Genomic DNA, 25155 nt, shown 5'->3' with positions numbered 1-25155 from the left:
TTCTGTAGGGTTCAGGGTTCGTGTTCTTTGTTAGTAATCCCGCGCCTGGGCGCGTTTTTCATTAATCATTTCAGCGACTTTACGGATGCGTTCCGACAGCGCCGTCTGCGCCACGCCGACGTTCCACCAGCTCCCGTATTTGTGGACCATGGTTTTCGGCAGCACTTTAATGTCGATAAGCGTGCTGACGGTTTCACGGCGAGCGGCATCCAGCGCGTGGCGAAGCTCATCGAGGGTGGTGACCCGCCAGGTCTTGCAGCCGTAGCCGGAAGCGATCGTGGCGAAATCCACCGGCACCAGCCCGCCCTGCAGCTGGCCGTTTTCCGCCGAGCGGTAGCGGAACTCGGTGCCAAAGCTATCCATACCGTGTTCCAGCTGCAGGTTGTTGATGCAGCCGTTCGCCATGTTGTCGAGCAGAATGACGTTGATCTTCGCCCGCTCCTGCAAGGAAGTGACCAGTTCAGAGTGCAGCATCATGAAGGAGCCATCGCCGACCAGCGAATAGACCTCGCTCTGCGGCTGCGCCAGCTTCACGCCGAGAGCGGCGTTGACTTCATAACCCATGCATGAGTAGCCGTACTCTACGTGATAGGTGTTCGGCGCCCGGTTGCGCCAGACGCGTTGTAAATCCCCCGGCAGGCTGCCCGCCGCCGCCACAATGACCGCATCCGCCGCCAGCGACTCGTTCAGCAAGCCAAGTACGCTGCTTTGCGTCAGGGTAGAATCCGTGATTTGACGGAATTCGCGATAAACCGATTCACGGTCAATATGGTCGTCAATTTCTGGTACGAAATCCTTTTCCTGCCAGACCGCCTGATAGACGCGCTGGGTCTCTTTCATCTGCCGGCTCTGCACGCTTGCAATCTGCGCGCCCCATCCTGCCTGCCAGGACTCGTTCTCCAGCGCAGCGCTGAGCGCGCTCAGCGCCTCGCGGGCGTCCGCCAGCATTGGGATGCCGTCCAGCTTCCAGGCATCAAAATTACTGACGTTCACGTTAAGGAAGCGCACGCCAGGGGATTGGAATATCCATTTCGAGGAGGTAGTGAAATCGCTAAAGCGTGTGCCGATACCGATGACCAAATCGGCCTCTTTCGCCAACAGGTTGGCAGCCAGACAGCCCGTTTCGCCAACGCCACCGACGTTCAGCGGATGCGATGAAACCACCGTGCCCTTACCGGCCTGCGTTTCCGCAAACGGAATGCCGTAACGTTCGGCGAAGCTCACCAGCGCATCGCCTGCCGCGGAATATTTCACGCCGCCGCCGCAGACGATGAGCGGTTTACGGCTGGCTTTTATTGCCGCTACCGCATCAGCCAGCTGCGCCGCGCTTGGCGGACGGCGATCCAGACGGTGGACGCGGCGGGCAAAAAAGGACTCGGGATAATCCCAGGCTTCACCCTGCACGTCCTGCGGCAGACACAAGGTAACGGCGCCGGTTTCCGCCGGATCCGTCAGCACGCGCATGGCATTAATGCAGGCGCTCATGAGCTGTTCCGGGCGGGTAATACGATCCCAGTACTTACTCACCGCGCGAAATGCGTCGTTAGTCGTGATACTCAGATCGTAGCTCTGTTCGATTTGCTGCAGTACCGGGTCCGGCTGGCGGGTGGCGAATACATCGCCCGGCAGTAATAACAGCGGGATACGGTTGGCCGTAGCCGTCGCCGCGGCGGTGATCATGTTGGCCGCCCCGGGGCCGATGGATGAAGTACAGGCTATAATCTGCCGACGCAGCGACTGGCGAGCAAAGCCGGTCGCCGCATGGGCCATTCCTTGTTCATTACGCCCCTGATAAACCCGCAGCTCGCCGCGGTTTTCTTCCAGCGCCTGGCCTAAGCCCAACACGTTGCCGTGACCAAAAATAGCGAAAATCCCTTTCACGAATTTCTGCGCTTCGCCGTCCACCTCCAGATACTGGTTATCAAGGAACTTCACCAGCGCCTGCGCCATTGTCAGTCTCAGTTTGCCCATGTTGCCTAATCCTTATCGTTCAGTATTTGTCGTGTGAGTTAGCGCTTTGCTCGCCAAAGAAGATGGCGTAGGTGCGGGAAAGCCGTTAACGTCCACTGGAATATTTTTGGATTATAGGCAAACATTTTTTTCATTAAACACAAATACAGAAGAAATGTTTCATTTTGCGAGAAGGATCAAACTCTCTACCCATTTCACACGTTTCACTTACATCTCCTTCGCGAGAAGGCTTCCAAACAAAAGAGGAAAAACAAAATTATCTACATGAAAATTATGGATAATATTGATATTAAAAAAAGGGGAACATGGGTAAACGGGACGCAGACAGCATGTATGAGCAGGCAGCTGCTCAGCCGCGCAGAGTGGTAGATCCTTCACACTTTTGGTTTTTTAATTTCGATTAGATTTGAAAATGAAATATTTATTTCTCAAACTAGAGATAACCAATAACCATCAGGCTGTTCACGGCAGACCGTCACTCGAGCGACCTTCTCCTGGCAGCAAATATGCAAAAGGAAACCCAAGCGATGAATGCAGCAGTTAAGCGGCTCGACGTCATCTGTATTGGCCGGGTGGCCGTCGATCTCTACGCCCAGCAGATAGGGGCAAGGTTGGAAGATGTGGCGAGTTTCGCCAAATATCTCGGCGGCTCCTCAGGCAACGTCGCCTTTGGCACCGCGATTCAGGGGTTGAAATCAGCGATGCTGGCCCGCGTTGGCGATGAACACAACGGTCGCTTCCTGCGTGAAACCCTCAGCCGCGCAGGGGTCGATACCGAATACCTGATCACTGATAAAGACCGGCTGACCGCATTGGTGATGCTGGGAATCAAGGATCAGGATACCTTCCCGCTCATTTTCTACCGTGACAACTGCGCCGATATGGCGCTGACGCCTGACGATATTAATGAACAGTACATCGCTTCTTCCCGCGCTCTGGCGGTGACCGGCACGCATCTTTCACATGCCAATACCCGCGAAGCGGTGCTGAAAGCGCTGGAATACGCCCGCCGCCACGGTCTGCGTACCGCACTGGATATCGACTATCGCCCGGTGCTGTGGGGGCTGACTTCACTTGGCGACGGTGAAACGCGTTTCATTGAATCCGGACCGGTGACCCGCCAGCTGCAGGAAGTTCTGCATCTGTTCGATTTAGTCGTGGGCACCGAAGAGGAGTTTCATATTGCCGGCGGCAGTACCGACACCCTCACCGCGCTGAAAAACGTGCGCCACGCCACTAACGCGACGCTGGTCTGCAAGCGCGGGCCGATGGGTTGCGTGGTGCTGGAAGGCGCGATCCCGGATAGCTGGGATCGCGTCCCGCTGCAGCAGGGCGTTCGCGTCGAGGTGCTTAACGTGCTCGGCGCCGGCGACGCCTTTATGTCCGGCCTGCTGCGCGGCTGGCTGAATGATGAAGGCTGGGAACAGGCCTGCCGCTACGCCAACGCCTGCGGCGCGCTGGTGGTTTCGCGCCACGGCTGCGCGCCGGCGATGCCGACGAAAGTCGAACTTGATGATTATCTATCGCGGGCAGATGCCGTTCCGCGCCCGGATATCGATGCGCGGCTCAATCACTTGCACCGGGTGACCAGCCGCCGCCAGCCGTGGCCAGAGCTATGTATCTTCGCCTTTGACCACCGCAAACAACTGGCGGACCTGGCGTTAGAAACCGGCCGCGATCCGGCCTGCATTCCCCGGCTCAAGCTGCTACTGTTGGCAGCCGCCGAAGCCGCAGCCGCTGAGGCCGGGCTTGAACAGCGTAGCGGTATCCTGGCCGACGGCACCTACGGCCAGCGTGCGCTTAACGCCATTACCGGTAAAGGCTGGTGGATCGGCCGGCCGATCGAGCTCCCCAGTTCACGTCCGCTGCGCCTTGAGCATGGCAATATTGGCTCGCAGCTGATCGACTGGCCGCTGGAGCACGTCGTCAAATGTCTGGTCTTTTACCATCCGGACGATCCGGCGGCGCTGCGCGCCGAGCAGGACGCGCTGCTGCTGGAAGTATGGCAGGCCTGTAATAAGTCCGGGCACGAACTGCTGGTGGAAGTGATCCTACCGGAGAACGGGCCAGACAAAGACGAACGCCACTACCACACCATGCTGGAGCACTTCTATCAGTTAGGCATCCAGCCAGACTGGTGGAAGCTGCCGCCGCTGGCCAGCGCGCAGTGGGAGCGGATCTCCGCGCTTATCGAGCGTGAAGACCCGTGGTGTCGCGGGATCCTGCTCCTGGGGCTGGATGCGCCATCGGATCGTCTGCGCGCCGGTTTTGCCGAAGCGGCCAGACACCCAATGATCAAAGGCTTCGCCGTCGGCCGCACCATCTTTGGCCAACCTTCGCGCCGCTGGATGCAGGGCGAACTGGATGATGCTGCGCTGATCGATGAAGTAAAGCGTAACTATCTGCGGCTCATTGGCTACTGGCGCGAAGCGCGCGGCTAACCTCCTTCAGGCCCGCCTCTTCCTTGAAAATGGCGGGCCTGCGGTTTCTTCGTGAAATGAATCGCGTATTTCATCGCAAAAAATGAAAAATTCGCTTCATTTGGTACACTGGAAGCCATATTCCTTCCATTTTCTCAGAGCGCAACTTATGGCTAATAATCCGACCCAACTGACCATCCTGCAGGATGAAATCAGACGGCGCTACGACACGCTCAGCAAACGTCTGAAGCAGGTGGCGCGCTATATACTGGATAACAGTAATAGCGTTGCTTTCGATACCGTAGCCTCCATTGCGCAACAGGCTGACGTTCCGCCCTCAACGCTGATTCGCTTCGCTAACGCCTTTGGCTTTAGCGGCTTTAACGAAATGAAGCAGATGTTCAGGCAGCATCTGATGGAAGAGACCGCCAACTACACCGAGCGCGCACGTCTGTTCCGCCAGACCACTAACGACGAAACGACGCCGCCGGAAACGCCGACGGAAATCCTCAACATGTTCAGCATGGTCAATACCCAGGCGCTGCAGCAACTGGCAATGCAGACCTCCGGCGAAGACCTCAACCGCGCGGTAGATTTACTGGCGGATGCGGAAAATATCTATGTCATCGGCCTGCGTCGCTCGTTCAGCGTCGCCTCTTACCTGACCTACGCGCTGCGCCATCTGGATCGCAAAGCCTTCCTGATCGACGGCCTCGGCGGGATGTTCACCGAGCAGCTCAGTCTGGTGGGGCCGAAGGATGTGGTTGTGGCGGTGAGTTTCTCGCCCTACGCCCGTGAAGTGGTGGAGCTGGTTGAGCTTGGCGCCCAGCGCAAGGCGCGACAAATCGCCATTACCGATAGCCAGGTAAGCCCGCTTGCCGCCTTCAGTGATGTGTGCTTTGTGGTGCGTGAAGCGCAGGTAGATGGTTTCCGTTCGCAGGTGGCCTCGCTGTGCCTGGCGCAGACGTTGGCGGTATCGCTGGCATTGAATAGCAGCAAAGAGCCGCAGCAGCACCGCGCCTGATTACCCGTTGCGCTACGCTGTAAACAACGGCAATCAACAGACAAAAAAGCCGGGACATCCCCGGCTTTTCTCGTTTATCGCGCACTATGAATAGCGATCGCTGTTGATCCAGGCGTGATCGTCTTCCCAGGTAAATAGCCACTTACGATCCGGCCCCGCCATTACGTTCAGATAGTAGCTGTTGTAACCGGCGATCGCCGCTACCGGATGATAGCCGCGCGGCACCATCACCACATCATGGTTATAGGGCGCCATACAGGCATCCAGGCTGCGGTCATCGGTGTACACTCGCTGAAAGGCAAAGCCTTGCGGCGGATCGAAGCGGTGGTAGTAGGTCTCTTCCAGCTGGGTTTCCTGCCCCGGCAGCGCGGTATCGTGCTTGTGCGATGGCCAGGAGCTGGTCGCCCCTTCTTCGGTGTAGACTTCCACCACCAGCAGGCAATCCGCCTGCGCATTATCCGGCAGAATATTGTGCACCAGGCGCTGGTTGCGCCCTTTACCGCGATGCTCTACGCCGACATCCTCAGGCCGTATCACTCGCGCCGGAAAGCTGCCTTTGCCCGGCGCGCTGCAAACCGCCAGCTCAAGATCGGAATCTGCAGTGACCTCGACCTTATCGTGCGGCGGCACATAGACCGACCACGGCGGCGTACGCTCGAATGGCGACATGCGTGTACCAAGGTCGGGAAAATCGGCTTGCTGAGTTTTGATCGAGGCCAGCCCGGAAACCAGTACCAGACATAGCTCACGCTCGCCGCTCTCCAGGGTCACGGTTTGCCCCTGTTTTAACATCCAGACATCAAAGCCAATATACTGCCACCCCGCGCTCTGCGGGGTGATGTGCTGGATATGTCCCTCTTTTTGCGCTTTAGCCAATAACGACATAGCGTTCTCCTTCGCCGATTAACCTAACGTCGGCATACTGAATTCAGATACGGTTTGCTGCCCCTGCGGCCAGCGCACGGTGGCAGTTTTCATACGGGTATAGAAGCGGACGCCGTCCGGCCCGTGGACGTTCAGCGCGCCAAATACCGAGCGCTTCCAGCCGCCGAAGCTATGGAAGGCCATCGGCACCGGCACCGGTACGTTGACACCAACCATGCCGGCCTGTACGTCATGGACGAACTCGCGGGCGGTATGGCCGTTGCTGGTAAAGACGGCGCTGCCGTTGCCAAATTCATGGCTGTTAACCAGCGCCAGCGCGCTTTGGTAATCAGCGACGCGAACGATCCCCAGCACCGGACCAAATATCTCTTCGCGCCAGATGGTCATTTCAGGAGTGACGTGGTCAAACAGCGTACCGCCAACGTAATATCCGTCCTCATGCCCGGCTACGCGCAGCCTGCGGCCATCCACCACCAACGACGCCCCTTCGCTGACGCCCTTATCAATATAGCCGAGTACTTTTTTCTGATGCGCTTCGGATACCACCGGCCCCATTTCGTTTTCGTCTTTGCCGCGCAGGCAGCCGGGACCGACTTTCAGCGACTCAACTAATGGTTTCAGGCGGGCGATTAACTTATCTGCGGTCTCGTCACCGACGGCCACCACTACCGGCAGGGCCATACAGCGCTCGCCAGCGGAACCATACGCGCCGCCCATAATGGCATTCACGGTCGCATCAAGATCGGCGTCCGGCATCACGATGGCATGGTTTTTCGCCGCGCCAAACGCCTGGACGCGTTTTCCGTGAGCGCTGGCGGTTTTATAGATATATTCCGCCACGCCGGAGGAGCCGACAAAGCTGACGGCGGCAATACGCGGGTCGGTATAAAGCTGCTCGGCATCTTCATTGCTGCAATGGATGACGTTAAAGACGCCATCCGGCAGACCGGCTTCTTTCAGTAACTCAGCCATGCGTACCGCCGCGGTTGGCGCCAGCGCCGGTGGTTTCAGCACGAAGCTGTTGCCGCAGGCCAGCGCGATGGGGAACATCCACATCGGCACCATCGCCGGGAAATTAAACGGCGTTATCCCCGCCACCACGCCCAGCGGCTGCATGAGCGAATAGCTGTCGACGCCGGTACCCACGTCGGAAGAAAACTCGCCTTTAATGAGATGCGGAATACCGCAGGCGAACTCAACCACTTCCATGCCGCGGGTCAGCTCGCCCAACGCATCGGACCACACTTTGCCGTGCTCGCTAACGATAATTCCCGCCAGTTCATCGACGTGCTGTTCGAGCAGCATTTTAAAATTGAACAGCACGCGGGCGCGGCGCAGCGGCGTGGTGCGGGACCAGCTGTCAAAAGCGTCGCGAGCGACCTGGATTGCGTCGGAAACCTCCTGCGCGGTGGAAAGCGTGACTTCGCGAACTACATCGCCAGTGGCCGGGTCGTACACCGGCATCGTTTCGCGGCTGCTGCTGGTTACCGTTTTCCCACCAATAAAGTTACCTGTGATAGTCATCTTCTCGCCTCATAGTGTAGAAGGCCGTTCAAGTTACGGCCCGTCGCTGATTGTGCTGTGCTATAACCGTAGTAAAATGAAATTTATATTTCAATAAACAGATAAAATGAAATTCCACTTTGGTGATAGCTGTCGCATTTTTCAGCAAGCCTCTCTCTATGTGATTTCATATCACAGCAGTATAGAAGGTGAGATTTTATGCGGTTAGCTTTGATGTAAACCATGAAATGGCGCAGCAACTATTTTGCGATCGTGCTCAAATAACCATCATTTCATCCATTGCTAATGATGAAATAAACATTTTAACTATCTGGCAATCGAACTAAACCAGTCAACATCTTGTCAGGAGTGTCAAATGGCCATTGCCCCGCAGCGTTTCTGTATCAATCGTAAAATTGCGCCGTCGCTCAGCATTGAGGCGTTTTTCCGTCTGGTGAGCGAACTCGGGCTGCATAAGGTCGAGCTGCGTAATGATTTACCCAGCGGTAAAGTCACCGACGCGCTTACCCACCAGCAGGTGCGCAGGCTGGCCGACCGATACCAGCTTGAAATTCTGACGATCAACGCCGTCTATCCCTTCAACCGCCGCAGCGCTGAAGTACGTCACCTGACGGAGTCGCTGCTAAAAGAGGCGCAGGCTATTGGCGCCAAATCGCTGGTGATGTGCCCGTTAAACGATGGCACCACCGTAGCGCCGCAAGAAACGCTTGCCGCTATGCGCGAGCTGGCGCCGCTGTTCGAACAATATGGCATTCAGGGTCTGGTCGAGCCGCTGGGCTTCCCACAAAGTTCGCTGCGCTCGGCGGCGCAGGCGCAGGCGCTTATTCGCGACGCCCAGGTACCGTTTAAGATATTAATTGATACTTTCCACCATCATCTTTATCCACAAGCTGAAGAGGAATTCAGCCAGCTGGACATTACTGATATAGGCCTGGTGCATCTCTCCGGCGTCGACGATCCCCGCCCGCGCGAACAGTTGACCGACGACGAGCGCATCATGCTGACACCACAAGATAGGCTGCTGACCTGCCAGCAGATAAAACATCTCGAAGCCCGCGGATATCGTGGCGATTACGCCTTCGAGCCTTTCGCCCCGCAGCTGGCGTCATGGCGTGAAGAGGATATTCGCCGCGAGATTGAACAGAGCATTGCGCTGATTCAACGCCACTGCGCGTGAGATTAAACGTTGAGAGTTATCGATTTCCTCCCTCTTTTTGCTGTCAGGTTGCCTATAATCGACGCAGGATAAATGGAGGAATCGATCATGAGCTCACCCCTGCTAATTGCACGCACGCTGGACAAACAGCTCCACCTGCTGCCGGCAATGGCCAACCGTCACGGCTTAATTACCGGCGCCACCGGCACCGGTAAAACCGTTACTCTGCAAAAGCTGGCGGAGTCGTTTTCTGAGATCGGCGTGCCGGTCTTTATGGCCGATGTGAAAGGCGACCTGACCGGTATCGCGGAGGCAGGCCAGAGCTCTGAGAAACTTCAGGCGCGTCTGGAAAAAATCGGCGTTACCGACTGGGAGCCGCACGCCAACCCGGTGGTTGTTTGGGATATCTTTGGTGAAAAGGGCCACCCGGTGCGCGCCACGGTGTCTGACCTCGGCCCCCTGCTGCTCGCCCGCTTGCTCAACCTGAATGAAGTACAAAGCGGCGTGCTGAACATTATTTTCCGTATCGCTGACGATCGCGGTCTGCTGCTGCTCGACTTTAAAGATCTTCGCGCCATTACCCAGTTTATTGGCGATAACGCCAAAGCTTTCCAGAATCAGTACGGCAACATCAGCAGCGCGTCGGTAGGCGCTATCCAACGTGGTCTGTTGACCCTGGAGCAGCAAGGCGCAGAGCACTTCTTCGGCGAACCAATGCTGGATATTCAGGACTGGATGCGTGTCGATGCCAGCGGTAAAGGGGTGATTAATATCCTCAGCGCCGAAAAGCTCTATCAGATGCCGAAGCTGTACGCCGCCAGCCTGCTGTGGATGCTCTCCGAACTCTACGAGCGCCTGCCGGAAGCCGGCGACCTCGAAAAACCGAAGCTGGTGTTCTTCTTCGACGAAGCCCACCTGCTGTTTAACGATGCGCCGCAGGTACTGCTGGATAAAATCGAGCAGGTGATTCGCCTTATCCGTTCTAAAGGAGTCGGCGTCTATTTTGTCTCGCAGAATCCGTCGGATATCCCGGATGCCGTGCTCGGGCAGTTGGGCAACCGCGTGCAGCATGCCCTGCGAGCCTTTACCCCGAAGGATCAAAAAGCGGTGAAGACCGCCGCCCAGACCATGCGCGCCAATCCGGCGTTCAGTACCGAGCAGGCCATTCAGGAACTCGGTACCGGCGAAGCGCTGATCTCCTTCCTCGACGAAAAAGGCAGTCCGTCGGTAGTTGAGCGTGCGATGGTCATCGCCCCATTTTCACGGATGGGGCCGGTCAGCGATGATGAGCGTAATGGCCTGATTAACCACTCGGCGCTATACGGCAAGTATGAAGAAGAGATTGATCGCGAGTCGGCCTTCGAAATGCTGCAAAAAGGGGTGCAGGTCGCCACAGAGCAGCAGTCGGCGCCGCCGGCAAAAGGCCAACAAACCGGCGATGACGACGGGCTGCTCGGCGGACTGAAAGATATTCTGTTCGGCACGACCGGCCCGCGCGGCGGTAAACGAGACGGTATCGTACAGACCGCGGCCAAAAGCGCCGTACGTCAGGTCACCAACCAGATTGTCCGCGGCATGCTGGGCAGCCTGCTTGGCGGAAGGCGCCGTTAACGTCAGTGTCGAGCCCCGGATTGCGGCGCGCTGCGTCCGATCCGGGCGACAACAATACAGGGCATTACATTGCGGATAGCCACTCAAACGGCAGGCACAAAAAACCCGGCGTTGCTTGCGCTTGGCCGGGTCATTTATCGAACTACGCTTTTCTCATCATCAGCCAAAGGCTTATCAGGAAGAAGCTTGCGCTTGGCAGCAGCGCGCCGATGATTGGCGGTATGCCGTAAACCAGCGTCAGTGGGCCAAATATCTGATCGAGGACGTAGAAGATAAAGCCGAAGCTAATCCCGGTAACGACCCTCACGCCCATCGCCACGCTCCGCAATGGACCAAAAATAAACGACAGCGCCATCAGCATCATCACGGCCACCGACAGCGGCTGGAAGATTTTGCTCCACATGTTGAGCTGGTAACGGCCCGGATCCTGACCGCTGGACTTCAGATAGGTCACGTAGTTATGCAGGCCGCTGATTGACAGCGCATCCGGATCCAGCGCAACCACGCCGAGTTTGTCCGGCGTTAGTTTGGTCTTCCAGGTACCGCTGACCATCTGGGTACCGGTTACCTGCTTCGGATCGGTCAGGTCGGACTCATCAACCTGCGACAGACGCCAAACCTTAGCTTCATTATCAAACTTAGCGGAAGCGGCGTAACGGACAGATTGCAGACGACGGTTATCGTTAAACTGGTAGATGCTCACCCCGCCCAGCTCATCGTTACCCTTTACTCGTTCAATGTAGACAAAATTATGCCCGTCTTTCGCCCACAAACCCTGCTGGGTCGACAGCAGCGAACCGCCGTACATCTGCTGCGCTCGGTAGTTACGCGCCATCTGTTCGCCCTGCGGCGCCACCCATTCACCCATCGCCATGGTCAACAACACCAGCGGGATCGCCGTTTTCATCACCGCCAGCGCCACCTGCATACGGGTAAAGCCGGAAGCCTGCATCACCACCAGTTCGCTACGCTGCGCCAGCATCCCCAGCCCCAGCAAAGCCCCAAGCAGGGCCGCCATTGGGAAGAAGATTTGCACATCTTTTGGCACGCTGAGAATGGTATAGAGTCCTGCTCCCAGCGCATCATAGCTGCCCTGCCCGGCTTTTTTCAGCTGGTCGACAAACTTAATAATGCCGGAGAGCGACACCAGCATGAACAGCGTCATCATGATGGTGTTAAAAATGGTTTTACCGATATAGCGGTCAAGTACGCCAAACGCCTGCATCACACCGCTCCTTTATTAAACCGGGCACGGAAACGACGCATCGGCACCGTATCCCACAGGTTAAGCAGCACCGCCAGCGCGAAGTAGAGCAGGTTCACGCCCCACATCCAGATGGCGGGGTCCATTTTGCCTTTACCCGCGTTCGATTTGATCGACGTTTGCAGCAGGAAGAACACCAGATACAGCAGCATCGCCGGCAGCATAGACAGCACGCGGCCCTGACGCGGGTTCACCACGCTGAGCGGGACAACCATCAGCGCCATCATGAACACCGCCGCCACCAGCGTGAAGCGCCAGTGCAGTTCGGCGCGGGCGCGATCGGTGTCGGTACGCCACAGGGTGCGCATATTCATCTGTTCGGTGTCGCTGGGATCGGCCGCTACCGCCTGATGGCCAATAACCGCCTGGTAATTTTTAAAGTCGGTAATACGGAAATCGCGCAGCATCGCCGTGCCTTCAAAACGCGTCCCCTGGGTCATGGTGACCACCTGGGAGCCGTCTTTTTTCTGCGACAGCTCGCCGGAATCCGCCACCACCACGGAAGGACGCGCGTTGCCTTTAGGCCGCAGTTGCGCCAGGAACACGTCGTTGAAGCGGTTGCCGTTGACGTTTTCGATAAACAGCACCGCGCTGCCGTCGCTGGCCTGCTGGAACTGGCCCTGAGCCAGCGCCGCCATTCCAGGGTTAGCTTTGGCTTCCGCCAGTACTTCGTCCTGATGGCGCGACGACCACGGCCCCGCCCACATCACGTTGACCGCCGCGACGGCGCCGGTAAACAGGGCGAGGATCATCGCCGCCTTAATCAATACAGCTTTACTTAAGCCGCAGGCGTGCATCACCGTAATTTCACTTTCGGTATACAGTTTGCCGAGCGTCATCAACAGCCCGAGGAAAAGACTCAGGGGCAGAATGAGCTGCGCCATTTCCGGTACGCCCAGCCCTAACAGCGAGAGCACCAGGTTGGTCGGGATATCGCCATCTACCGCGGCGCCGAGGATCCTGACGAGTTTCTGACAGAAGAAAATCAGCAACAGGATGAATAGGATCGCCAACTGGCTTTTCAGCGTCTCACGAACCAGATATCTTATGATTATCACTATAAATACGCCCGTAAAAACCCGTCTTATTGCAGGAAAATTGCTTGTTTCATGGCTTAAACGTCATTTATTCTCTTTTGTCGTCGAAAACATCGCTAAGATTAAATGACTCATCGGTTCTGCGTATCAGGATCTTTTCTGACGAACCAAAGCCGTAATAACGTTAAGATTAACACGAAGTCACCGCAACAGCGGACATGAGTTACGAAAGCTTGCAATTATATACTCAATGGATTTCGAGTTGTAGAAAGGCGGCAGGACTGTGAAGCCCCGGTGCGGCATCAGCCAGCGTCAGGGGTAAGCAGGCGTAGCCAACGCATCTGCAACTGGAAAGGCGACGAGTATAGCCGTAGCCACCACTGTTGTCTTTAAGATTCAGGAGCATAGTGCATGGAGTTCAGTGTAAAAAGCGGTAGCCCGGAGAAGCAGCGGAGTGCCTGTATCGTGGTCGGCGTCTTCGAACCACGTCGCCTCTCCCCCATCGCCGAACAACTCGATAAAATCAGCGACGGTTACATCAGCGCCCTGCTGCGTCGCGGCGAGCTCGAAGGCAAGCCTGGCCAGACCTTGTTACTGCACCATGTGCCGAACATCCTGTCTGAGCGCATTCTGCTCATCGGCTGTGGTAAAGAGCGCGAACTGGATGAACGTCAGTATAAACAAGTTATTCAGAAAACCATTAATACTCTGAATGACACTGGTTCGATGGAAGCCGTCTGCTTCCTGACCGAACTGCACGTTAAAGGTCGCAACAACTACTGGAAAGTTCGCCAGGCCGTTGAAACCGCCAAAGAGACGCTGTACAGCTTCGATCAGTTGAAGACCAACAAAAGCGAGCCGCGTCGTCCGCTGCGTAAAATGGTCTTCAACGTGCCGACTCGCCGCGAGCTCACCAGCGGCGAACGCGCCATTCAACATGGCCTGGCGATCGCAGCCGGTATCAAAGCGGCGAAAGACCTCGGCAACATGCCGCCGAATATCTGTAACGCGGCTTACCTTGCTTCCCAGGCGCGCCAGCTGGCCGACACTTACAGCAAGAATGTTATCACCCGCGTGATCGGCGAACAGCAGATGCGCGAGCTGGGCATGAACTCCTATCTCGCCGTCGGTAACGGTTCGCAGAACGAGTCGCTGATGTCGGTCATTGAGTATAAAGGCAACCCGTCTGAAGACGCGCGCCCTATCGTGCTGGTCGGTAAAGGCCTGACCTTCGACTCCGGCGGTATCTCCATCAAGCCTGCCGAAGGCATGGACGAGATGAAGTACGACATGTGCGGCGCGGCAGCGGTTTACGGCGTAATGCGAATGGTGGCCGAGCTGCAGCTGCCGCTCAACGTCATCGGCGTGCTGGCGGGCTGTGAAAACATGCCTGGCGGCCGCGCGTACCGCCCGGGCGACGTTCTGACCACCATGTCCGGACAGACCGTTGAAGTGCTGAATACCGATGCCGAAGGCCGTCTGGTGCTGTGCGACGTATTGACCTACGTTGAGCGCTTCGAACCGGAAGCGGTTATCGATGTCGCAACGCTGACCGGCGCCTGCGTGATTGCCCTCGGCCATCACATCACCGGCCTGATGTCGAACCATAACCCGCTGGCTCATGAGCTGATCGGCGCCTCCGAACTGGCCGGCGACCGCGCATGGCGTCTGCCGCTGGCCGACGAGTTCCAGGATCAGCTGGAGTCCAACTTTGCGGATATGGCCAACATCGGCGGCCGTCCTGGCGGCGCGATTACCGCTGGCTGCTTCCTGTCACGCTTCACCCGCAAGTACAACTGGGCACACCTCGACATCGCCGGTACCGCCTGGCGTTCCGGGAAGGCCAAAGGCGCAACCGGTCGTCCGGTGGCGCTGCTGTCTCAGTTCCTGCTCAATCGTGCGGGTTTTAACGGCGAAGAGTGATTGCCGTCTGATGCCCGGTGGCGCTACGCTTACCGGGCCTACGGAAAGATGCCGTTTGTAGGCCGGGTAAGCGTAGCGCCACCCGGCTTTGCATTTAAATCCACAACAAGAAGCCCCATATATGAAAAACGCAACGTTCTATCTTCTGGACAACGAAGACACCGTCGACGAGCTCAGCGCCGTCGAACAGCTGGTGTGTGAAATTGCCGCAGAACGTTGGCGCAACGGCAAGCGCGTATTGATCGCCTGTGAAGATGAACAGCAGGCTATTCGCCTCGATGAAGCGCTGTGGACGCGGCCGCCGGAGAGCTTTGTGCCGCATAACCTGGCGGGCGAAGGCCCGAGAGGCGGCGCGCCGGTAGAAATTGCCTGGCCGCAAAAGCGCAACAGCAGTCCGCGGGATATTCTTATCAGCCTGCGGCTAAACTTTGCAGATTTTGCCACCGCTTTCACAGAAGTGATAGACTTTGTCCCTTACGAAGATTCTCTGAAACAACTGGCGCGCGAACGCTATAAAGCGTACCGCATGGCTGGTTTCAACCTGAACACGGCAACCTGGAAATAATGGAAAAGACATACAACCCACAAGATATCGAACAGCCGCTTTACGAGCACTGGGAAAAGCAGGGCTATTTCAAACCGAATGGTGATGAAAGCCAGGAGAGCTTCTGCATCATGATCCCGCCGCCGAACGTCACCGGCAGTTTGCATATGGGTCATGCCTTCCAGCAAACCATCATGGATACCATGATTCGCTACCAGCGCATGCAGGGCAAAAACACCCTGTGGCAGGCGGGTACCGACCACGCGGGTATCGCCACCCAGATGGTGGTTGAGCGTAAGATTGCCGCTGAAGAAGGTAAAACCCGTCACGATTACGGTCGCGATGCCTTCATCGACAAAATCTGGCAGTGGAAAGCGGAATCCGGCGGCACCATTACCCGTCAGATGCGCCGCCTCGGTAACTCCGTCGACTGGGAGCGCGAGCGCTTCACTATGGACGAAGGCCTGTCCAACGCCGTGAAAGAAGTCTTCGTTCGTCTGTACAAAGAGGACCTGATTTACCGCGGCAAGCGTCTGGTCAACTGGGACCCGAAACTGCGCACCGCGATTTCCGACCTCGAAGTGGAAAACCGCGAATCGAAAGGTTCCATGTGGCACATCCGCTATCCGCTGGCCGATGGCGCGAAAACCGCTGATGGCAAAGATTACCTGGTGGTCGCCACCACTCGTCCGGAAACCCTGCTGGGCGATACCGGCGTGGCCGTTAACCCGGAAGACCCGCGCTACAAAGACCTGATTGGTAAATTCGTGGTGCTGCCGCTGGTTAACCGCCGCATTCCGATTGTTGGCGACGAACACGCCGATATGGAAAAAGGCACCGGCTGCGTGAAAATCACCCCGGCGCACGACTTTAACGACTACGAAGTTGGCCGCCGTCATCAGCTGCCGATGATTAATATTTTGACCTTTGATGGCGACATCCGCGAAAGCGCGGAAGTCTATGACACCAAAGGCAATGAATCCGACGTTTATTCCAACGAGATCCCGGCTGAATTCCAGAAGATGGAACGTTTTGCCGCGCGTAAAGCGATGGTTGCCGCCGTCGACGCGCTGGGCCTGCTGGAAGAAATCAAACCGCACGACCTGACCGTGCCTTACGGCGACCGCGGCGGCGTGGTTATCGAACCGATGCTGACCGACCAGTGGTACGTCCGTGCCGACGTGCTGGCCAAGCCGGCAGTTGAAGCCGTTGAGAATGGCGACATTCAGTTCGTGCCGAAGCAGTACGAAAACATGTACTTCTCCTGGATGCGCGATATTCAGGATTGGTGTATTTCCCGTCAGCTGTGGTGGGGTCACCGCATCCCGGCATGGTATGACAACGACGGCAACGTCTATGTTGGCCGTAGCGAAGACGAAGTGCGTCAGGAAAACAACCTGAGCGCCGACGTTGTCCTGCATCAGGACGAAGATGTTCTGGATACCTGGTTCTCTTCCGCGCTATGGACCTTCTCCACCCTCGGTTGGCCGGAAAACACCGACGCGCTGCGTCAGTTCCACCCGACCAGCGTGATGGTGTCCGGCTTCGACATCATCTTCTTCTGGATTGCCCGCATGATCATGATGACCATGCACTTCATCAAAGATGAAAACGGCAAGCCGCAGGTACCGTTTAAAACCGTCTACATGACCGGCCTTATCCGCGACGACGAAGGCCAGAAGATGTCCAAATCCAAGGGTAACGTCATTGACCCGCTGGATATGGTTGACGGCATCACCTTGCCGGAGCTGCTGGAGAAACGTACCGGCAACATGATGCAGCCGCAACTGGCGGAAAAAATCCGCAAGCGTACCGAGAAACAGTTCCCGAACGGCATCGAGCCGCACGGCACTGACGCCCTGCGCTTTACCCTGGCGGCGCTGGCCTCTACCGGCCGCGACATCAACTGGGATATGAAGCGTCTGGAAGGTTACCGTAACTTCTGCAACAAGCTGTGGAACGCCAGCCGCTTCGTGCTGATGAATACCGAAGATCAGGATTGCGGTTTCAACGGCGGCGAGATGGTGCTGTCCCTGGCCGACCGCTGGATCCTGGCTGAATTCAACCAGACCGTGAAAGCGTACCGCGAAGCGCTGGATAACTTCCGCTTCGATATCGCCGCGGGCATCCTGTATGAGTTTACCTGGAACCAGTTCTGCGACTGGTACCTCGAACTGACCAAGCCGGTCATGAACGGTGGCAGCGAAGCGGAACTGCGCGGCACTCGCCATACGCTGGTGACCGTGCTGGAAGGTCTGCTGCGCCTGGCGCATCCGATCATCCCGTTCATCACGGAAACCATCTGGCAGCGCGTGAAGGTCATTTGCGGTATTAACGCTGACACCATCATGCTGCAGCCGTTCCCGCAGTATGAGGCTTCTCAGGTTGATGAAGCGGCGCTGGCGGATACCGAATGGCTGAAGCAGGCGATCGTTGCCGTACGTAACATCCGGGCGGAAATGAACATTGCTCCGGGCAAGCCGCTGGAACTGCTGCTGCGCGGCTGCAGCAAAGATGCCGAGCGCCGTGTTAACGACAACCGTAGCTTCCTGCTGAACCTGGCGCGTCTGGAAAGCATCACCGTGCTGCCTGCCGATGATAAAGGTCCGGTTTCCGTGACTAAGATTATCGACGGCGCCGAGTTGCTGATCCCGATGGCGGGCCTTATCGACAAAGAAGCCGAGCTGGCGCGTCTGGCGAAAGAAGTGGCGAAAGTCGAAGCGGAAATCGGCCGTATCGAAAGCAAGCTGTCCAATGAAGGTTTTGTGGCCCGCGCGCCGGAAGCGGTTATCGCCAAAGAGCGTGAGAAGCTGGAAGGTTACGCGGAAGCGAAAGCGAAACTGATTGAACAGCAGGCGGTGATCGCCGCGCTGTAATAACTCGCCAAAGCATAAAAAGCCGGAGCTTGCTCCGGCTTTTTTACATTATAAGAACGGCAGGTTAGGTAAAAAACCGCTGAACAATTTGCCAGGTACTGGTGGTTTAAGGGCCTCATCTTGCTGCAGGTCGAGCGTTTCAACGTCACCCATTACCTCGGTGTTGGCGGCAATATAGCGCATCAAATTAATCTTTAACCAGGGGTACGCCAGACCCAATGTCAGCAGAGAAAGAAACGTCAGAGCCAATAAACGCGGGGCAAGACCAAAAAACGTCAGAGTAGAACGAAAATGAATGCTGTCGCCAAGCACCAAATTATTCCACGCGTGATTACGTAAAGCCACCTGGATATACGTCATGGCTAACACGATGCCGATGGTGAGAAATAAATTCCCTCCTGCCACCGTTCCAAGATGCCGTAATGCCATAAACAGAACCGTATTTTCATTACACAAGCCGAACATACATCCTGTAATCATTTGCATGAATGCGGAAACGAAAAACCCGAAAAACAGTATAATAAATGGCAATAGAATTACCATTGCCCATAAAAAAGCCACGACGCAACGCTTAGTGCTAATATAAATATTAAATTTATTTTTGCCTAAGCTTGCGCCTTTGCCGATCAGTTCAAGCCAGTGGCTGTAAACCACCCCGCTGGCGACGGCCATCACACACAGCGCCAGTAAAACCAGCACAACGAAACCCACTAGCATGCCATTTATGCCATAGCCTAACCAGAGACGACTTCCAGGAATGGAGAGGATAACCACCATTAGCACGCCAATCAGCAATGGTAACCCAAGCATAATCCACCATGCGCGCAGCAGATTACATTTAAACCCGAAACGAATATTAGCGAATGAGGTCATATTCGCGTGGTAGCTTAACCCCTTCATTACCATGACTGGCAGCAGGATAAGATATGCTAACGTCACCCATTCTTCGCTGCCGTGAGAGAAAATGGCAAGCGCCAGACTGAGTAAAACCAGCACGATAAACATTAGCAGCCAGCTAAGTAAAATCGTGAAACCCTTCCCGTGGTAAGCAAAACGGTTACCGTTAACCTCCATATTTTCACAAAGGTAACGGCGACTACGTACCCATGCCCAGGGAATGAATATCCCTAAAGTAATTACTGACAGTATAATATTGACCAAACAAATAAAGAAATAGGGGCGAGCCCGTCCGTGAAAGACAAAATAATGACTAGCACGCGGCTTCTTCCCTAAAGTAATATCCATAACCCCGTCATCCTTGTACTTTAAATTATATATATAAATAATAAGTCAGAATAACCATCATTAAATATGCAGAATATATTATTTTGAAATTACTCGGCAATATATTTATGCACGCCTTGCGTCGGTTAAAGAATAATGGTATTAAAACAATGTATGGTTATTTAAGCTAAAATTGAGTGATTCTATGAATCTTGCTGCGCCACAGACCTTTACTTTACGCCGCATTACGGCGGCAGATAATGCCGCCATCGCCCAAGTTATCCGCCAGGTCTCCGCGGAATACGGCCTGACCGCCGATAAAGGCTATACGGTCGCTGATCCCAACCTGGATGAACTCTATGAACTTTATAGCCAACCGGGCTCCGCCTATTGGGTTGTGGAGCAAAATGGCGAAGTGGTTGGCGGCGGCGGCGTGGCGCCGCTCTCGTGTAGCGAGTCCGATATCTGTGAGCTGCAGAAAATGTACTTTATGACCGCGGCGCGCGGCAAAGGGCTGGCGAAAAAGCTGGCGCTGATGGCGATGGATCACGCCCGCGAGCAGGGTTTTAAACGCTGCTATCTGGAGACCACCGCTTTTTTGAAAGAGGCGATTGCCCTTTATGAACATCTCGGATTTGAACATATCGACGGGCCGCTGGGCTGCACCGGCCACGTCGATTGTGAAGTGCGGATGTTGAAAACGCTGTAACGCCTCGATAGCGCAGTCGTCCCCGATAGCGCTACGCTTAGCGGGGCTACAGTTCGGTAGCCCGGCTAAGCGTAGCGCTAGCCGGGGGATGTCCCGGGCTCGCGGTGCCATTTTTTGTCGGGTGGCGGCTAACGCCTTACCCGACCTACGGCCCGTACCATTACGAGCTGAAGCTCTCAACGCTATCTCTCCCCATGACTACTGAAACTGCCAGTATTAGTGGCTACCGGGTCCGAAAATCGCTGACTACGGCGCCGTCGGTACGCCGCTGTGAAAGCGGAACTCGGGCTCCGGGCGGAGAATCAATGCCGCTTCCGCCTCGCCAAGCTGGCGCACCCGCTCGCTGATATCTTCCCCCGCTATCTTCTGCGCCAGGTCCAGGTAGTCCTGATAATGACGGGCCTCGGAGCGCAGCAACGACAGATAAAACTTCTGTAAATCATCATCCAGCCACGGCGCCAGCGCAGCAAAACGCTCGCAGGAACGCGCTTCGATATAAGCACCGCAAATCAGCTTATCGATCAGCATCACCGGCTCGTGCGATCGCACCTCCCGGCGCATACCGCGGGCATAGTTGCTGGCGGTGATTTTGACGTAAGGGATATCCCGCGCCTGCATGATCTCACGCACCTGCCAGAAGTGATGCAGCTCCTCTTTGATCAACAGAATCATGCTGTCGAGCAACTGGCTGCCCCACGGGTCGTTGGTTCGCGGCATAGCGCTTTTGTTGATCCGTTTATGCAGAGCGACAAAATCCGGCTCCGGCCCACGGCGATAGGTAAAGTCTTCGTACGGTTTCAGGCATTCCAGCAGCTCGTCGGCGCCGTCTTTATCGGCGACGTAGCGGCGTACCAGCAGCATGGCGTTTTGCGCCGCTTTCAGCTCGCATACCATATGGTCGGTCAGCAGCAGCGGCAGGTTTTCCGGTTTACGGGCTTCGTCAATCCACGCCTGCGGCGTAGGACAGTGAAGAAATGCTAAAATCGGGGAGAGTATTTGCGGGTAATCCATTGAAGCTCCAGGCTATACCCTAATCAGGACGGGTATATACGGCGGCAGACGCCGCCGTATCCGTTGACGACTTAGTGGCGTACGCCGTTGTCGTCTTCGTCAATTAAATCTTCGTCATCTTCGCCGTCATCGTCTTCGCCGTTCGGGTCTTCGTAGTAGGTACCCCAACCGTCGTACTCAACGTTGAATTTTTCCGCCAGGTTCATCAGCTGTTCAACCTGGGCGTCGATCAGATCGGCGTTAAGCGCGCTTTCGCTCAGGATATCGCAGCAGATCACCACTTCGCCTTCTTCGACTTCCAGCTCTTCCGGCTCGGTGACTTCATAACCCATCTTGAAGGCCTCTACCGCCACTTTTTCCAACGTTTCGAAATCATCGGCAGAGAGATGATGCTCAATGGTATACAGCGCGTCCGGATCGCTGCCATCTTCCAGCAGCTCTTCGATAATCAGACGCGTTTCCTCACGCTGTTCTTCCAGTAGTTCCGGGTTTGCCATGGCTCGTTCCTCATAATGTGCGGCAGATACTCCTATTGTCACATACCGCCGTGATTGCCTCCACCTTCTGTGTAAAAGATTTCTAACTCGGGGTTGCAAATGAATATTCATACATATAAAGTGAATTTTAATTCAATAGTGGCGTTTGCCAGGTGAGGGAATTATGTCCGCGTTATATCAGAAGCATTTCTTGAGATTACTGGATTTTACTGCTGCAGAAATTACCGGCCTTGTCGACCTGGCCGCGCAATTAAAAGTCGATAAGAAAAACGGCATCGAGGCCCAGAAACTGAAGGGCAAAAACATCGCGCTCATCTTCGAAAAAGACTCAACCCGCACACGATGCTCTTTCGAAGTTGCCGCTTACGACCAGGGCGCCCGCGTGACCTATCTCGGTTCCAGCGGAAGCCAAATTGGCCACAAAGAATCCATGAAAGATACCGCCCGCGTGCTGGGCCGCATGTATGACGGTATTCAGTATCGCGGCTACGGCCAGGAGCTGGTGGAAACCCTGGCGGAGTATGCCGGCGTGCCGGTGTGGAACGGCCTGACTGATGAATTCCACCCGACGCAGCTCCTGGCCGACCTGCTGACCATGCAAGAGCACCTGCCGGGTAAGGCATTTAATGAAATGACGCTGGTCTACGCTGGCGACGCGCGTAACAACATGGGTAACTCGATGCTGGAAGCCGCCGCGCTGACCGGACTGGATCTGCGTCTGGTGGCGCCGAAAGCCTGCTGGCCGGATGAAGGTTTAGTAGCGGAATGCACTGCGCTGGCGAAAAAGCACGGCGGCAATATTACCCTGACGGAAGATATCGCAGCGGGCGTAAAAGGCGCCGATTTCATTTATACCGACGTGTGGGTATCGATGGGCGAGGCGAAAGAGAAATGGGCGGAGCGCATCGCCCTGCTGCGCGGCTATCAGGTGAATAAAGCCATGCTGCAATTGACCGGCAACCCGCAGGTGAAATTCCTGCATTGTCTGCCCGCGTTCCACGATGACCAGACCATTCTCGGCAAACAGATGGCGGCGGAGTATGGACTGCACGGCGGCATGGAAGTGACCGATGAAGTCTTTGAATCGCCGGCGAGCATCGTCTTCGATCAGGCGGAAAACCGTATGCACACCATCAAAGCGGTGATGGTGGCGACGCTTGGGAAATAGCCATTAACCACGGTAGATTCCCGGATAGCGCGCTACGCGTATCCGGGCTACCCGTTTTAAGCCATCAATACCTTCACCACCGCTTTACGCACCTTCGCCGGCGCCCCGACCGCACAGAGCGGTTTATGCACTTCGCCTGGATAAAACACCACAAAATCCCCCTCGTTAAGGATAACGGTTTTCTCCTGCGCTCCCTCGGCGAGGAAGGCGATGTCTTTGTCCGCCAGCCAGTCAGTCTGCGGCTCGCCTGCCGGTAAGGTGCTGAAAGTCATCCCTTCCTGACCACGCAGCACAATCTGGATATCCAGATAGCTGGCGTGATACTCGGCGCGACGTTCGGCCTGCGGTTCGGTGCTGTCTTCAGAAATCAGATAGAACAGATTGTTGCCGTCGATATCGTGCTTGCCGAGCGGCGTCGCCTCGTTGACGTGAGCCTTAACATGCTCAATCGCCTGACGCAGCGCGTCCGGCAGCCAGGATTGCAGATGATGAATATTGCCGATAAGCATAAGAACCCTCAAATATAAAACAGCTTTTCATTTTGGTTTTATACGCCGCTTACCACTGCCAGACCACATTTTTATCGCGGTTTTTTGCGCTGGCGCAGCCTTCGCAGGCAAACGTTTCCCTGATTGTGGATTAATCGCTTGATTGCTCATCAAAGCTGCGTATAATGCCAGCCGTTTTGCCGGGAGGAAATATGGTCAATTGCGTACGACATTGCTGTGTCTTACCGCGTCTGAAAGCAGGCGCTGGCCTGGCGTTTTTCTTTCCGTTGCTCAATGAATTCTCGAAGCCCCTTATTTAAGGGGCTTTTTTTTTGCTCAGGCGTCAGGAGATAAGCATGGCTAACCCGCTATATCAAAAACATATCATTTCCATAAACGATCTCAGCCGCGAAGACCTCGAACTGGTGCTGGCGACGGCCGCAAAGCTGAAAGCCAATCCGCAACCCGAGCTGCTGAAGCATAAGGTTATCGCCAGCTGTTTCTTTGAAGCCTCCACCCGTACTCGCCTCTCTTTTGAAACCTCCATGCACCGCCTCGGCGCCAGCGTGGTCGGCTTCTCCGACAGCAGCAACACCTCGCTCGGTAAGAAAGGCGAAACCCTGGCCGACACCATTTCGGTTATCAGCACCTACGTCGATGCTATCGTGATGCGCCATCCGCAAGAAGGCGCCGCGCGTCTGGCAACCGAATTCTCCGGCGGCGTGCCGATTCTCAACGCCGGCGACGGCGCCAATCAGCATCCGACACAAACCCTGCTCGACCTGTTCACCATTCAGGAAACTCAGGGCCGCCTTGAGAATCTTAATGTCGCGATGGTCGGCGACCTGAAATATGGCCGTACCGTACACTCGCTGACCCAGGCGCTGGCCAAATTCAACGGCAACCGCTTTTACTTCATCGCCCCGGACGCGCTGGCGATGCCGCAATATATTCTCGATATGCTGGATGAAAAAGGCATCGCCTGGAGCCTGCATAGCGCCATCGACGAAGTGATGGCAGAGGTCGATATTCTGTATATGACTCGCGTGCAGAAAGAGCGTCTGGACCCGTCGGAATACGCCAACGTGAAGGCGCAGTTCATACTGCGCGCCGCGGATCTCGAAGGCGCACGCGCCAATATGAAAGTGCTGCACCCGCTGCCGCGCGTTGATGAAATCACCACCGATGTCGATAAAACGCCGCACGCCTGGTACTTCCAGCAGGCCGGCAACGGCATCTTCGCCCGCCAGGCGTTACTGGCACTGGTATTGAATAGCGAGCTGGCACAGTAAGGGGGAATGAGAGATGACACACGACAATAAACTGCAGGTAGAAGCCATTAAGCGCGGCACCGTGATCGACCATATCCCGGCCCAGGTCGGCTTCAAACTGTTGACCTTGTTCAAGCTGACCGAAACCGACCAGCGCATCACCATCGGCCTGAACCTGCCATCCGGTGAGATGGGCCGTAAAGATTTGATTAAAATCGAGAACACCTTTCTGACCGATGAGCAGGTCAATCAGCTGGCGCTGTATGCGCCGGACGCAACGGTTAACCGTATCGATGATTACGAAGTAGTGGGCAAATCCCGCCCGAGCCTGCCGGAGCGCATCAACAGTGTGCTGGTCTGCCCGAACAGCAACTGCATCAGTCACGCTGAGCCGGTTTCGTCGAGTTTCGCAGTGAAAAAACGCGCCGATGACATTGCACTCAAATGCAAATACTGTGAAAAAGAGTTTTCCCATTATGTGGTGCTGGCCAACTAATTGCGGTTGGTATTAATACCGGCCCTCCCTATAATGGCTACGACCTAATTACTGCA

Annotated in this window: 21 protein-coding genes; 12 read left to right on the top strand and 9 right to left on the bottom strand. The window is 55.8% G+C overall.

Going from position 1 to position 25155, the window contains the following annotated elements; genetic code table 11:
- Window positions 1–30 precede the first annotated feature (30 nt).
- A complete protein-coding gene (gene iolD, locus PGR23_RS14980) occupies window positions 31–1971 on the bottom strand; it encodes a 3D-(3,5/4)-trihydroxycyclohexane-1,2-dione acylhydrolase (decyclizing) (RefSeq protein WP_396279987.1) in 1941 nt (646 codons plus the stop codon).
- A gap of 527 nt (window positions 1972–2498) precedes the next feature.
- Between iolD and PGR23_RS14975 the strand changes: the two genes are divergently transcribed.
- Window positions 2499–4412 carry a bifunctional 5-dehydro-2-deoxygluconokinase/5-dehydro-2-deoxyphosphogluconate aldolase gene (locus tag PGR23_RS14975; protein WP_396279988.1) on the top strand — a complete coding sequence of 638 codons (1914 nt, stop codon included), beginning with the start codon at window positions 2499–2501 and terminating at the stop codon, window positions 4410–4412.
- 148 nt (window positions 4413–4560) lie between these two features.
- Entirely contained in the window at window positions 4561–5415 is an 855-nt protein-coding gene (locus PGR23_RS14970; RefSeq protein ID WP_015368536.1) for a MurR/RpiR family transcriptional regulator, read from the top strand.
- An 84-nt stretch (window positions 5416–5499) separates the two neighbouring features.
- Here the strand turns inward: PGR23_RS14970 and iolB are convergent, their stop codons facing one another.
- Together iolB and PGR23_RS14960 are read right to left on the bottom strand one after the other, a co-directional pair.
- Window positions 5500–6300 carry a 5-deoxy-glucuronate isomerase gene (iolB, locus tag PGR23_RS14965; protein WP_396279989.1) on the bottom strand — a complete coding sequence of 267 codons (801 nt, stop codon included), beginning with the start codon at window positions 6298–6300 and terminating at the stop codon, window positions 5500–5502.
- An 18-nt stretch (window positions 6301–6318) separates the two neighbouring features.
- Window positions 6319–7824, bottom strand: coding sequence for a CoA-acylating methylmalonate-semialdehyde dehydrogenase (locus tag PGR23_RS14960; protein ID WP_015368538.1), 1506 nt, complete (start codon window positions 7822–7824; stop codon window positions 6319–6321).
- Between the two features lie 355 nt (window positions 7825–8179).
- Here PGR23_RS14960 and PGR23_RS14955 point away from each other — a divergent pair, with 355 nt between their 5' ends.
- Together PGR23_RS14955 and PGR23_RS14950 are read left to right on the top strand one after the other, a co-directional pair.
- A complete protein-coding gene (locus tag PGR23_RS14955; RefSeq protein ID WP_315712406.1) occupies window positions 8180–9001 on the top strand; it encodes a TIM barrel protein in 822 nt (273 codons plus the stop codon).
- 87 nt (window positions 9002–9088) lie between these two features.
- Window positions 9089–10591, top strand: coding sequence for a helicase HerA-like C-terminal domain-containing protein (locus PGR23_RS14950; RefSeq protein WP_315712405.1), 1503 nt, complete (start codon window positions 9089–9091; stop codon window positions 10589–10591).
- A gap of 142 nt (window positions 10592–10733) precedes the next feature.
- Here the strand turns inward: PGR23_RS14950 and lptG are convergent, their stop codons facing one another.
- Together lptG and lptF are read right to left on the bottom strand one after the other, a co-directional pair.
- Complete coding sequence (gene lptG, locus PGR23_RS14945) at window positions 10734–11816, bottom strand: LPS export ABC transporter permease LptG (RefSeq protein WP_045394714.1); 1083 nt, start codon at window positions 11814–11816, stop codon at window positions 10734–10736.
- Complete coding sequence (lptF, locus tag PGR23_RS14940) at window positions 11816–12913, bottom strand: LPS export ABC transporter permease LptF (RefSeq protein WP_045394713.1); 1098 nt, start codon at window positions 12911–12913, stop codon at window positions 11816–11818. The genes lptG and lptF overlap by 1 nt, the downstream gene beginning before the upstream one ends.
- A gap of 390 nt (window positions 12914–13303) precedes the next feature.
- Here lptF and pepA point away from each other — a divergent pair, with 390 nt between their 5' ends.
- From pepA to PGR23_RS14925, 3 genes are all read left to right on the top strand, one after another.
- Window positions 13304–14815: a leucyl aminopeptidase gene (pepA, locus tag PGR23_RS14935; RefSeq protein WP_008807121.1), complete on the top strand. Its 1512-nt coding sequence runs from the start codon at window positions 13304–13306 to the stop codon at window positions 14813–14815.
- A 121-nt stretch (window positions 14816–14936) separates the two neighbouring features.
- On the top strand, window positions 14937–15380 hold the full coding sequence (gene holC, locus PGR23_RS14930; protein WP_020079783.1) for a DNA polymerase III subunit chi: 444 nt from the start codon (window positions 14937–14939) through the stop codon (window positions 15378–15380).
- A complete protein-coding gene (locus PGR23_RS14925; RefSeq protein WP_396279990.1) occupies window positions 15380–18235 on the top strand; it encodes a valine--tRNA ligase in 2856 nt (951 codons plus the stop codon). The genes holC and PGR23_RS14925 overlap by 1 nt, the downstream gene beginning before the upstream one ends.
- Window positions 18236–18283: 48 nt before the next feature.
- Here the strand turns inward: PGR23_RS14925 and PGR23_RS14920 are convergent, their stop codons facing one another.
- A complete protein-coding gene (locus PGR23_RS14920) occupies window positions 18284–19480 on the bottom strand; it encodes a YjgN family protein (protein WP_396279991.1) in 1197 nt (398 codons plus the stop codon).
- A gap of 184 nt (window positions 19481–19664) precedes the next feature.
- Between PGR23_RS14920 and PGR23_RS14915 the strand changes: the two genes are divergently transcribed.
- Window positions 19665–20168 carry a GNAT family N-acetyltransferase gene (locus PGR23_RS14915; protein WP_045394710.1) on the top strand — a complete coding sequence of 168 codons (504 nt, stop codon included), beginning with the start codon at window positions 19665–19667 and terminating at the stop codon, window positions 20166–20168.
- Between the two features lie 246 nt (window positions 20169–20414).
- Here the strand turns inward: PGR23_RS14915 and miaE are convergent, their stop codons facing one another.
- On the bottom strand, window positions 20415–21179 hold the full coding sequence (miaE, locus tag PGR23_RS14910) for a tRNA isopentenyl-2-thiomethyl-A-37 hydroxylase MiaE (RefSeq protein ID WP_049059566.1): 765 nt from the start codon (window positions 21177–21179) through the stop codon (window positions 20415–20417).
- A 71-nt stretch (window positions 21180–21250) separates the two neighbouring features.
- Window positions 21251–21676 (bottom strand): ribonuclease E inhibitor RraB, encoded by a 426-nt coding sequence (gene rraB, locus PGR23_RS14905; RefSeq protein WP_015368550.1) that lies wholly within the window; start codon window positions 21674–21676, stop codon window positions 21251–21253.
- 163 nt (window positions 21677–21839) lie between these two features.
- On the opposite strand from rraB, the gene argF reads away from it, so the two are divergent.
- On the top strand, window positions 21840–22844 hold the full coding sequence (argF, locus tag PGR23_RS14900) for an ornithine carbamoyltransferase (RefSeq protein ID WP_396279992.1): 1005 nt from the start codon (window positions 21840–21842) through the stop codon (window positions 22842–22844).
- 56 nt (window positions 22845–22900) lie between these two features.
- Here the strand turns inward: argF and PGR23_RS14895 are convergent, their stop codons facing one another.
- Window positions 22901–23353 (bottom strand): YhcH/YjgK/YiaL family protein, encoded by a 453-nt coding sequence (locus PGR23_RS14895; protein ID WP_320482891.1) that lies wholly within the window; start codon window positions 23351–23353, stop codon window positions 22901–22903.
- Window positions 23354–23517: 164 nt separating this feature from the next.
- Between PGR23_RS14895 and PGR23_RS14890 the strand changes: the two genes are divergently transcribed.
- Genes PGR23_RS14890 through pyrI form a run of 3 tightly spaced genes read left to right on the top strand, consistent with a single transcriptional unit; the run spans window position 23518 to window position 25099 of the window.
- Window positions 23518–23652, top strand: a complete 135-nt coding sequence (locus PGR23_RS14890) for a pyrBI operon leader peptide (RefSeq protein ID WP_072201274.1) — start codon at window positions 23518–23520, stop codon at window positions 23650–23652.
- A 36-nt stretch (window positions 23653–23688) separates the two neighbouring features.
- Window positions 23689–24624, top strand: a complete 936-nt coding sequence (pyrB, locus tag PGR23_RS14885) for an aspartate carbamoyltransferase (protein WP_045394707.1) — start codon at window positions 23689–23691, stop codon at window positions 24622–24624.
- 13 nt (window positions 24625–24637) lie between these two features.
- Entirely contained in the window at window positions 24638–25099 is a 462-nt protein-coding gene (gene pyrI, locus PGR23_RS14880) for an aspartate carbamoyltransferase regulatory subunit (protein WP_015368555.1), read from the top strand.
- Window positions 25100–25155: the final 56 nt, after the last annotated feature.

Source organism: Klebsiella sp. 141162 (genome assembly GCF_050600755.1).
Taxonomy (GTDB): Bacteria; Pseudomonadota; Gammaproteobacteria; order Enterobacterales; family Enterobacteriaceae; genus Klebsiella; species Klebsiella aerogenes.
Note: the sequence above shows the minus strand (reverse complement) of the source record. Positions and strands in the feature narration are given on the sequence as shown.

What these genes read in the sequence shown, in the direction of transcription:
- miaE (WP_049059566.1), bottom strand. Translation starts at nt 21,179, where the DNA reads ATGGATTACCCGCAAATACTCTCCCCGATTTTAGCATTTCTTCACTGT.
- holC (WP_020079783.1), top strand. Translation starts at nt 14,937, where the DNA reads ATGAAAAACGCAACGTTCTATCTTCTGGACAACGAAGACACCGTCGAC.
- PGR23_RS14915 (WP_045394710.1), top strand. Translation starts at nt 19,665, where the DNA reads ATGAATCTTGCTGCGCCACAGACCTTTACTTTACGCCGCATTACGGCG.
- iolB (WP_396279989.1), bottom strand. Translation starts at nt 6,300, where the DNA reads ATGTCGTTATTGGCTAAAGCGCAAAAAGAGGGACATATCCAGCACATC.
- PGR23_RS14925 (WP_396279990.1), top strand. Translation starts at nt 15,380, where the DNA reads ATGGAAAAGACATACAACCCACAAGATATCGAACAGCCGCTTTACGAG.
- PGR23_RS14955 (WP_315712406.1), top strand. Translation starts at nt 8,180, where the DNA reads ATGGCCATTGCCCCGCAGCGTTTCTGTATCAATCGTAAAATTGCGCCG.
- rraB (WP_015368550.1), bottom strand. Translation starts at nt 21,676, where the DNA reads ATGGCAAACCCGGAACTACTGGAAGAACAGCGTGAGGAAACGCGTCTG.
- pyrI (WP_015368555.1), top strand. Translation starts at nt 24,638, where the DNA reads ATGACACACGACAATAAACTGCAGGTAGAAGCCATTAAGCGCGGCACC.
- lptG (WP_045394714.1), bottom strand. Translation starts at nt 11,816, where the DNA reads ATGCAGGCGTTTGGCGTACTTGACCGCTATATCGGTAAAACCATTTTT.
- PGR23_RS14895 (WP_320482891.1), bottom strand. Translation starts at nt 23,353, where the DNA reads ATGCTTATCGGCAATATTCATCATCTGCAATCCTGGCTGCCGGACGCG.
- argF (WP_396279992.1), top strand. Translation starts at nt 21,840, where the DNA reads ATGTCCGCGTTATATCAGAAGCATTTCTTGAGATTACTGGATTTTACT.
- pepA (WP_008807121.1), top strand. Translation starts at nt 13,304, where the DNA reads ATGGAGTTCAGTGTAAAAAGCGGTAGCCCGGAGAAGCAGCGGAGTGCC.
- PGR23_RS14970 (WP_015368536.1), top strand. Translation starts at nt 4,561, where the DNA reads ATGGCTAATAATCCGACCCAACTGACCATCCTGCAGGATGAAATCAGA.
- iolD (WP_396279987.1), bottom strand. Translation starts at nt 1,971, where the DNA reads ATGGGCAAACTGAGACTGACAATGGCGCAGGCGCTGGTGAAGTTCCTT.
- PGR23_RS14960 (WP_015368538.1), bottom strand. Translation starts at nt 7,824, where the DNA reads ATGACTATCACAGGTAACTTTATTGGTGGGAAAACGGTAACCAGCAGC.
- PGR23_RS14890 (WP_072201274.1), top strand. Translation starts at nt 23,518, where the DNA reads ATGCCAGCCGTTTTGCCGGGAGGAAATATGGTCAATTGCGTACGACAT.
- PGR23_RS14975 (WP_396279988.1), top strand. Translation starts at nt 2,499, where the DNA reads ATGAATGCAGCAGTTAAGCGGCTCGACGTCATCTGTATTGGCCGGGTG.
- PGR23_RS14950 (WP_315712405.1), top strand. Translation starts at nt 9,089, where the DNA reads ATGAGCTCACCCCTGCTAATTGCACGCACGCTGGACAAACAGCTCCAC.
- PGR23_RS14920 (WP_396279991.1), bottom strand. Translation starts at nt 19,480, where the DNA reads ATGGATATTACTTTAGGGAAGAAGCCGCGTGCTAGTCATTATTTTGTC.
- pyrB (WP_045394707.1), top strand. Translation starts at nt 23,689, where the DNA reads ATGGCTAACCCGCTATATCAAAAACATATCATTTCCATAAACGATCTC.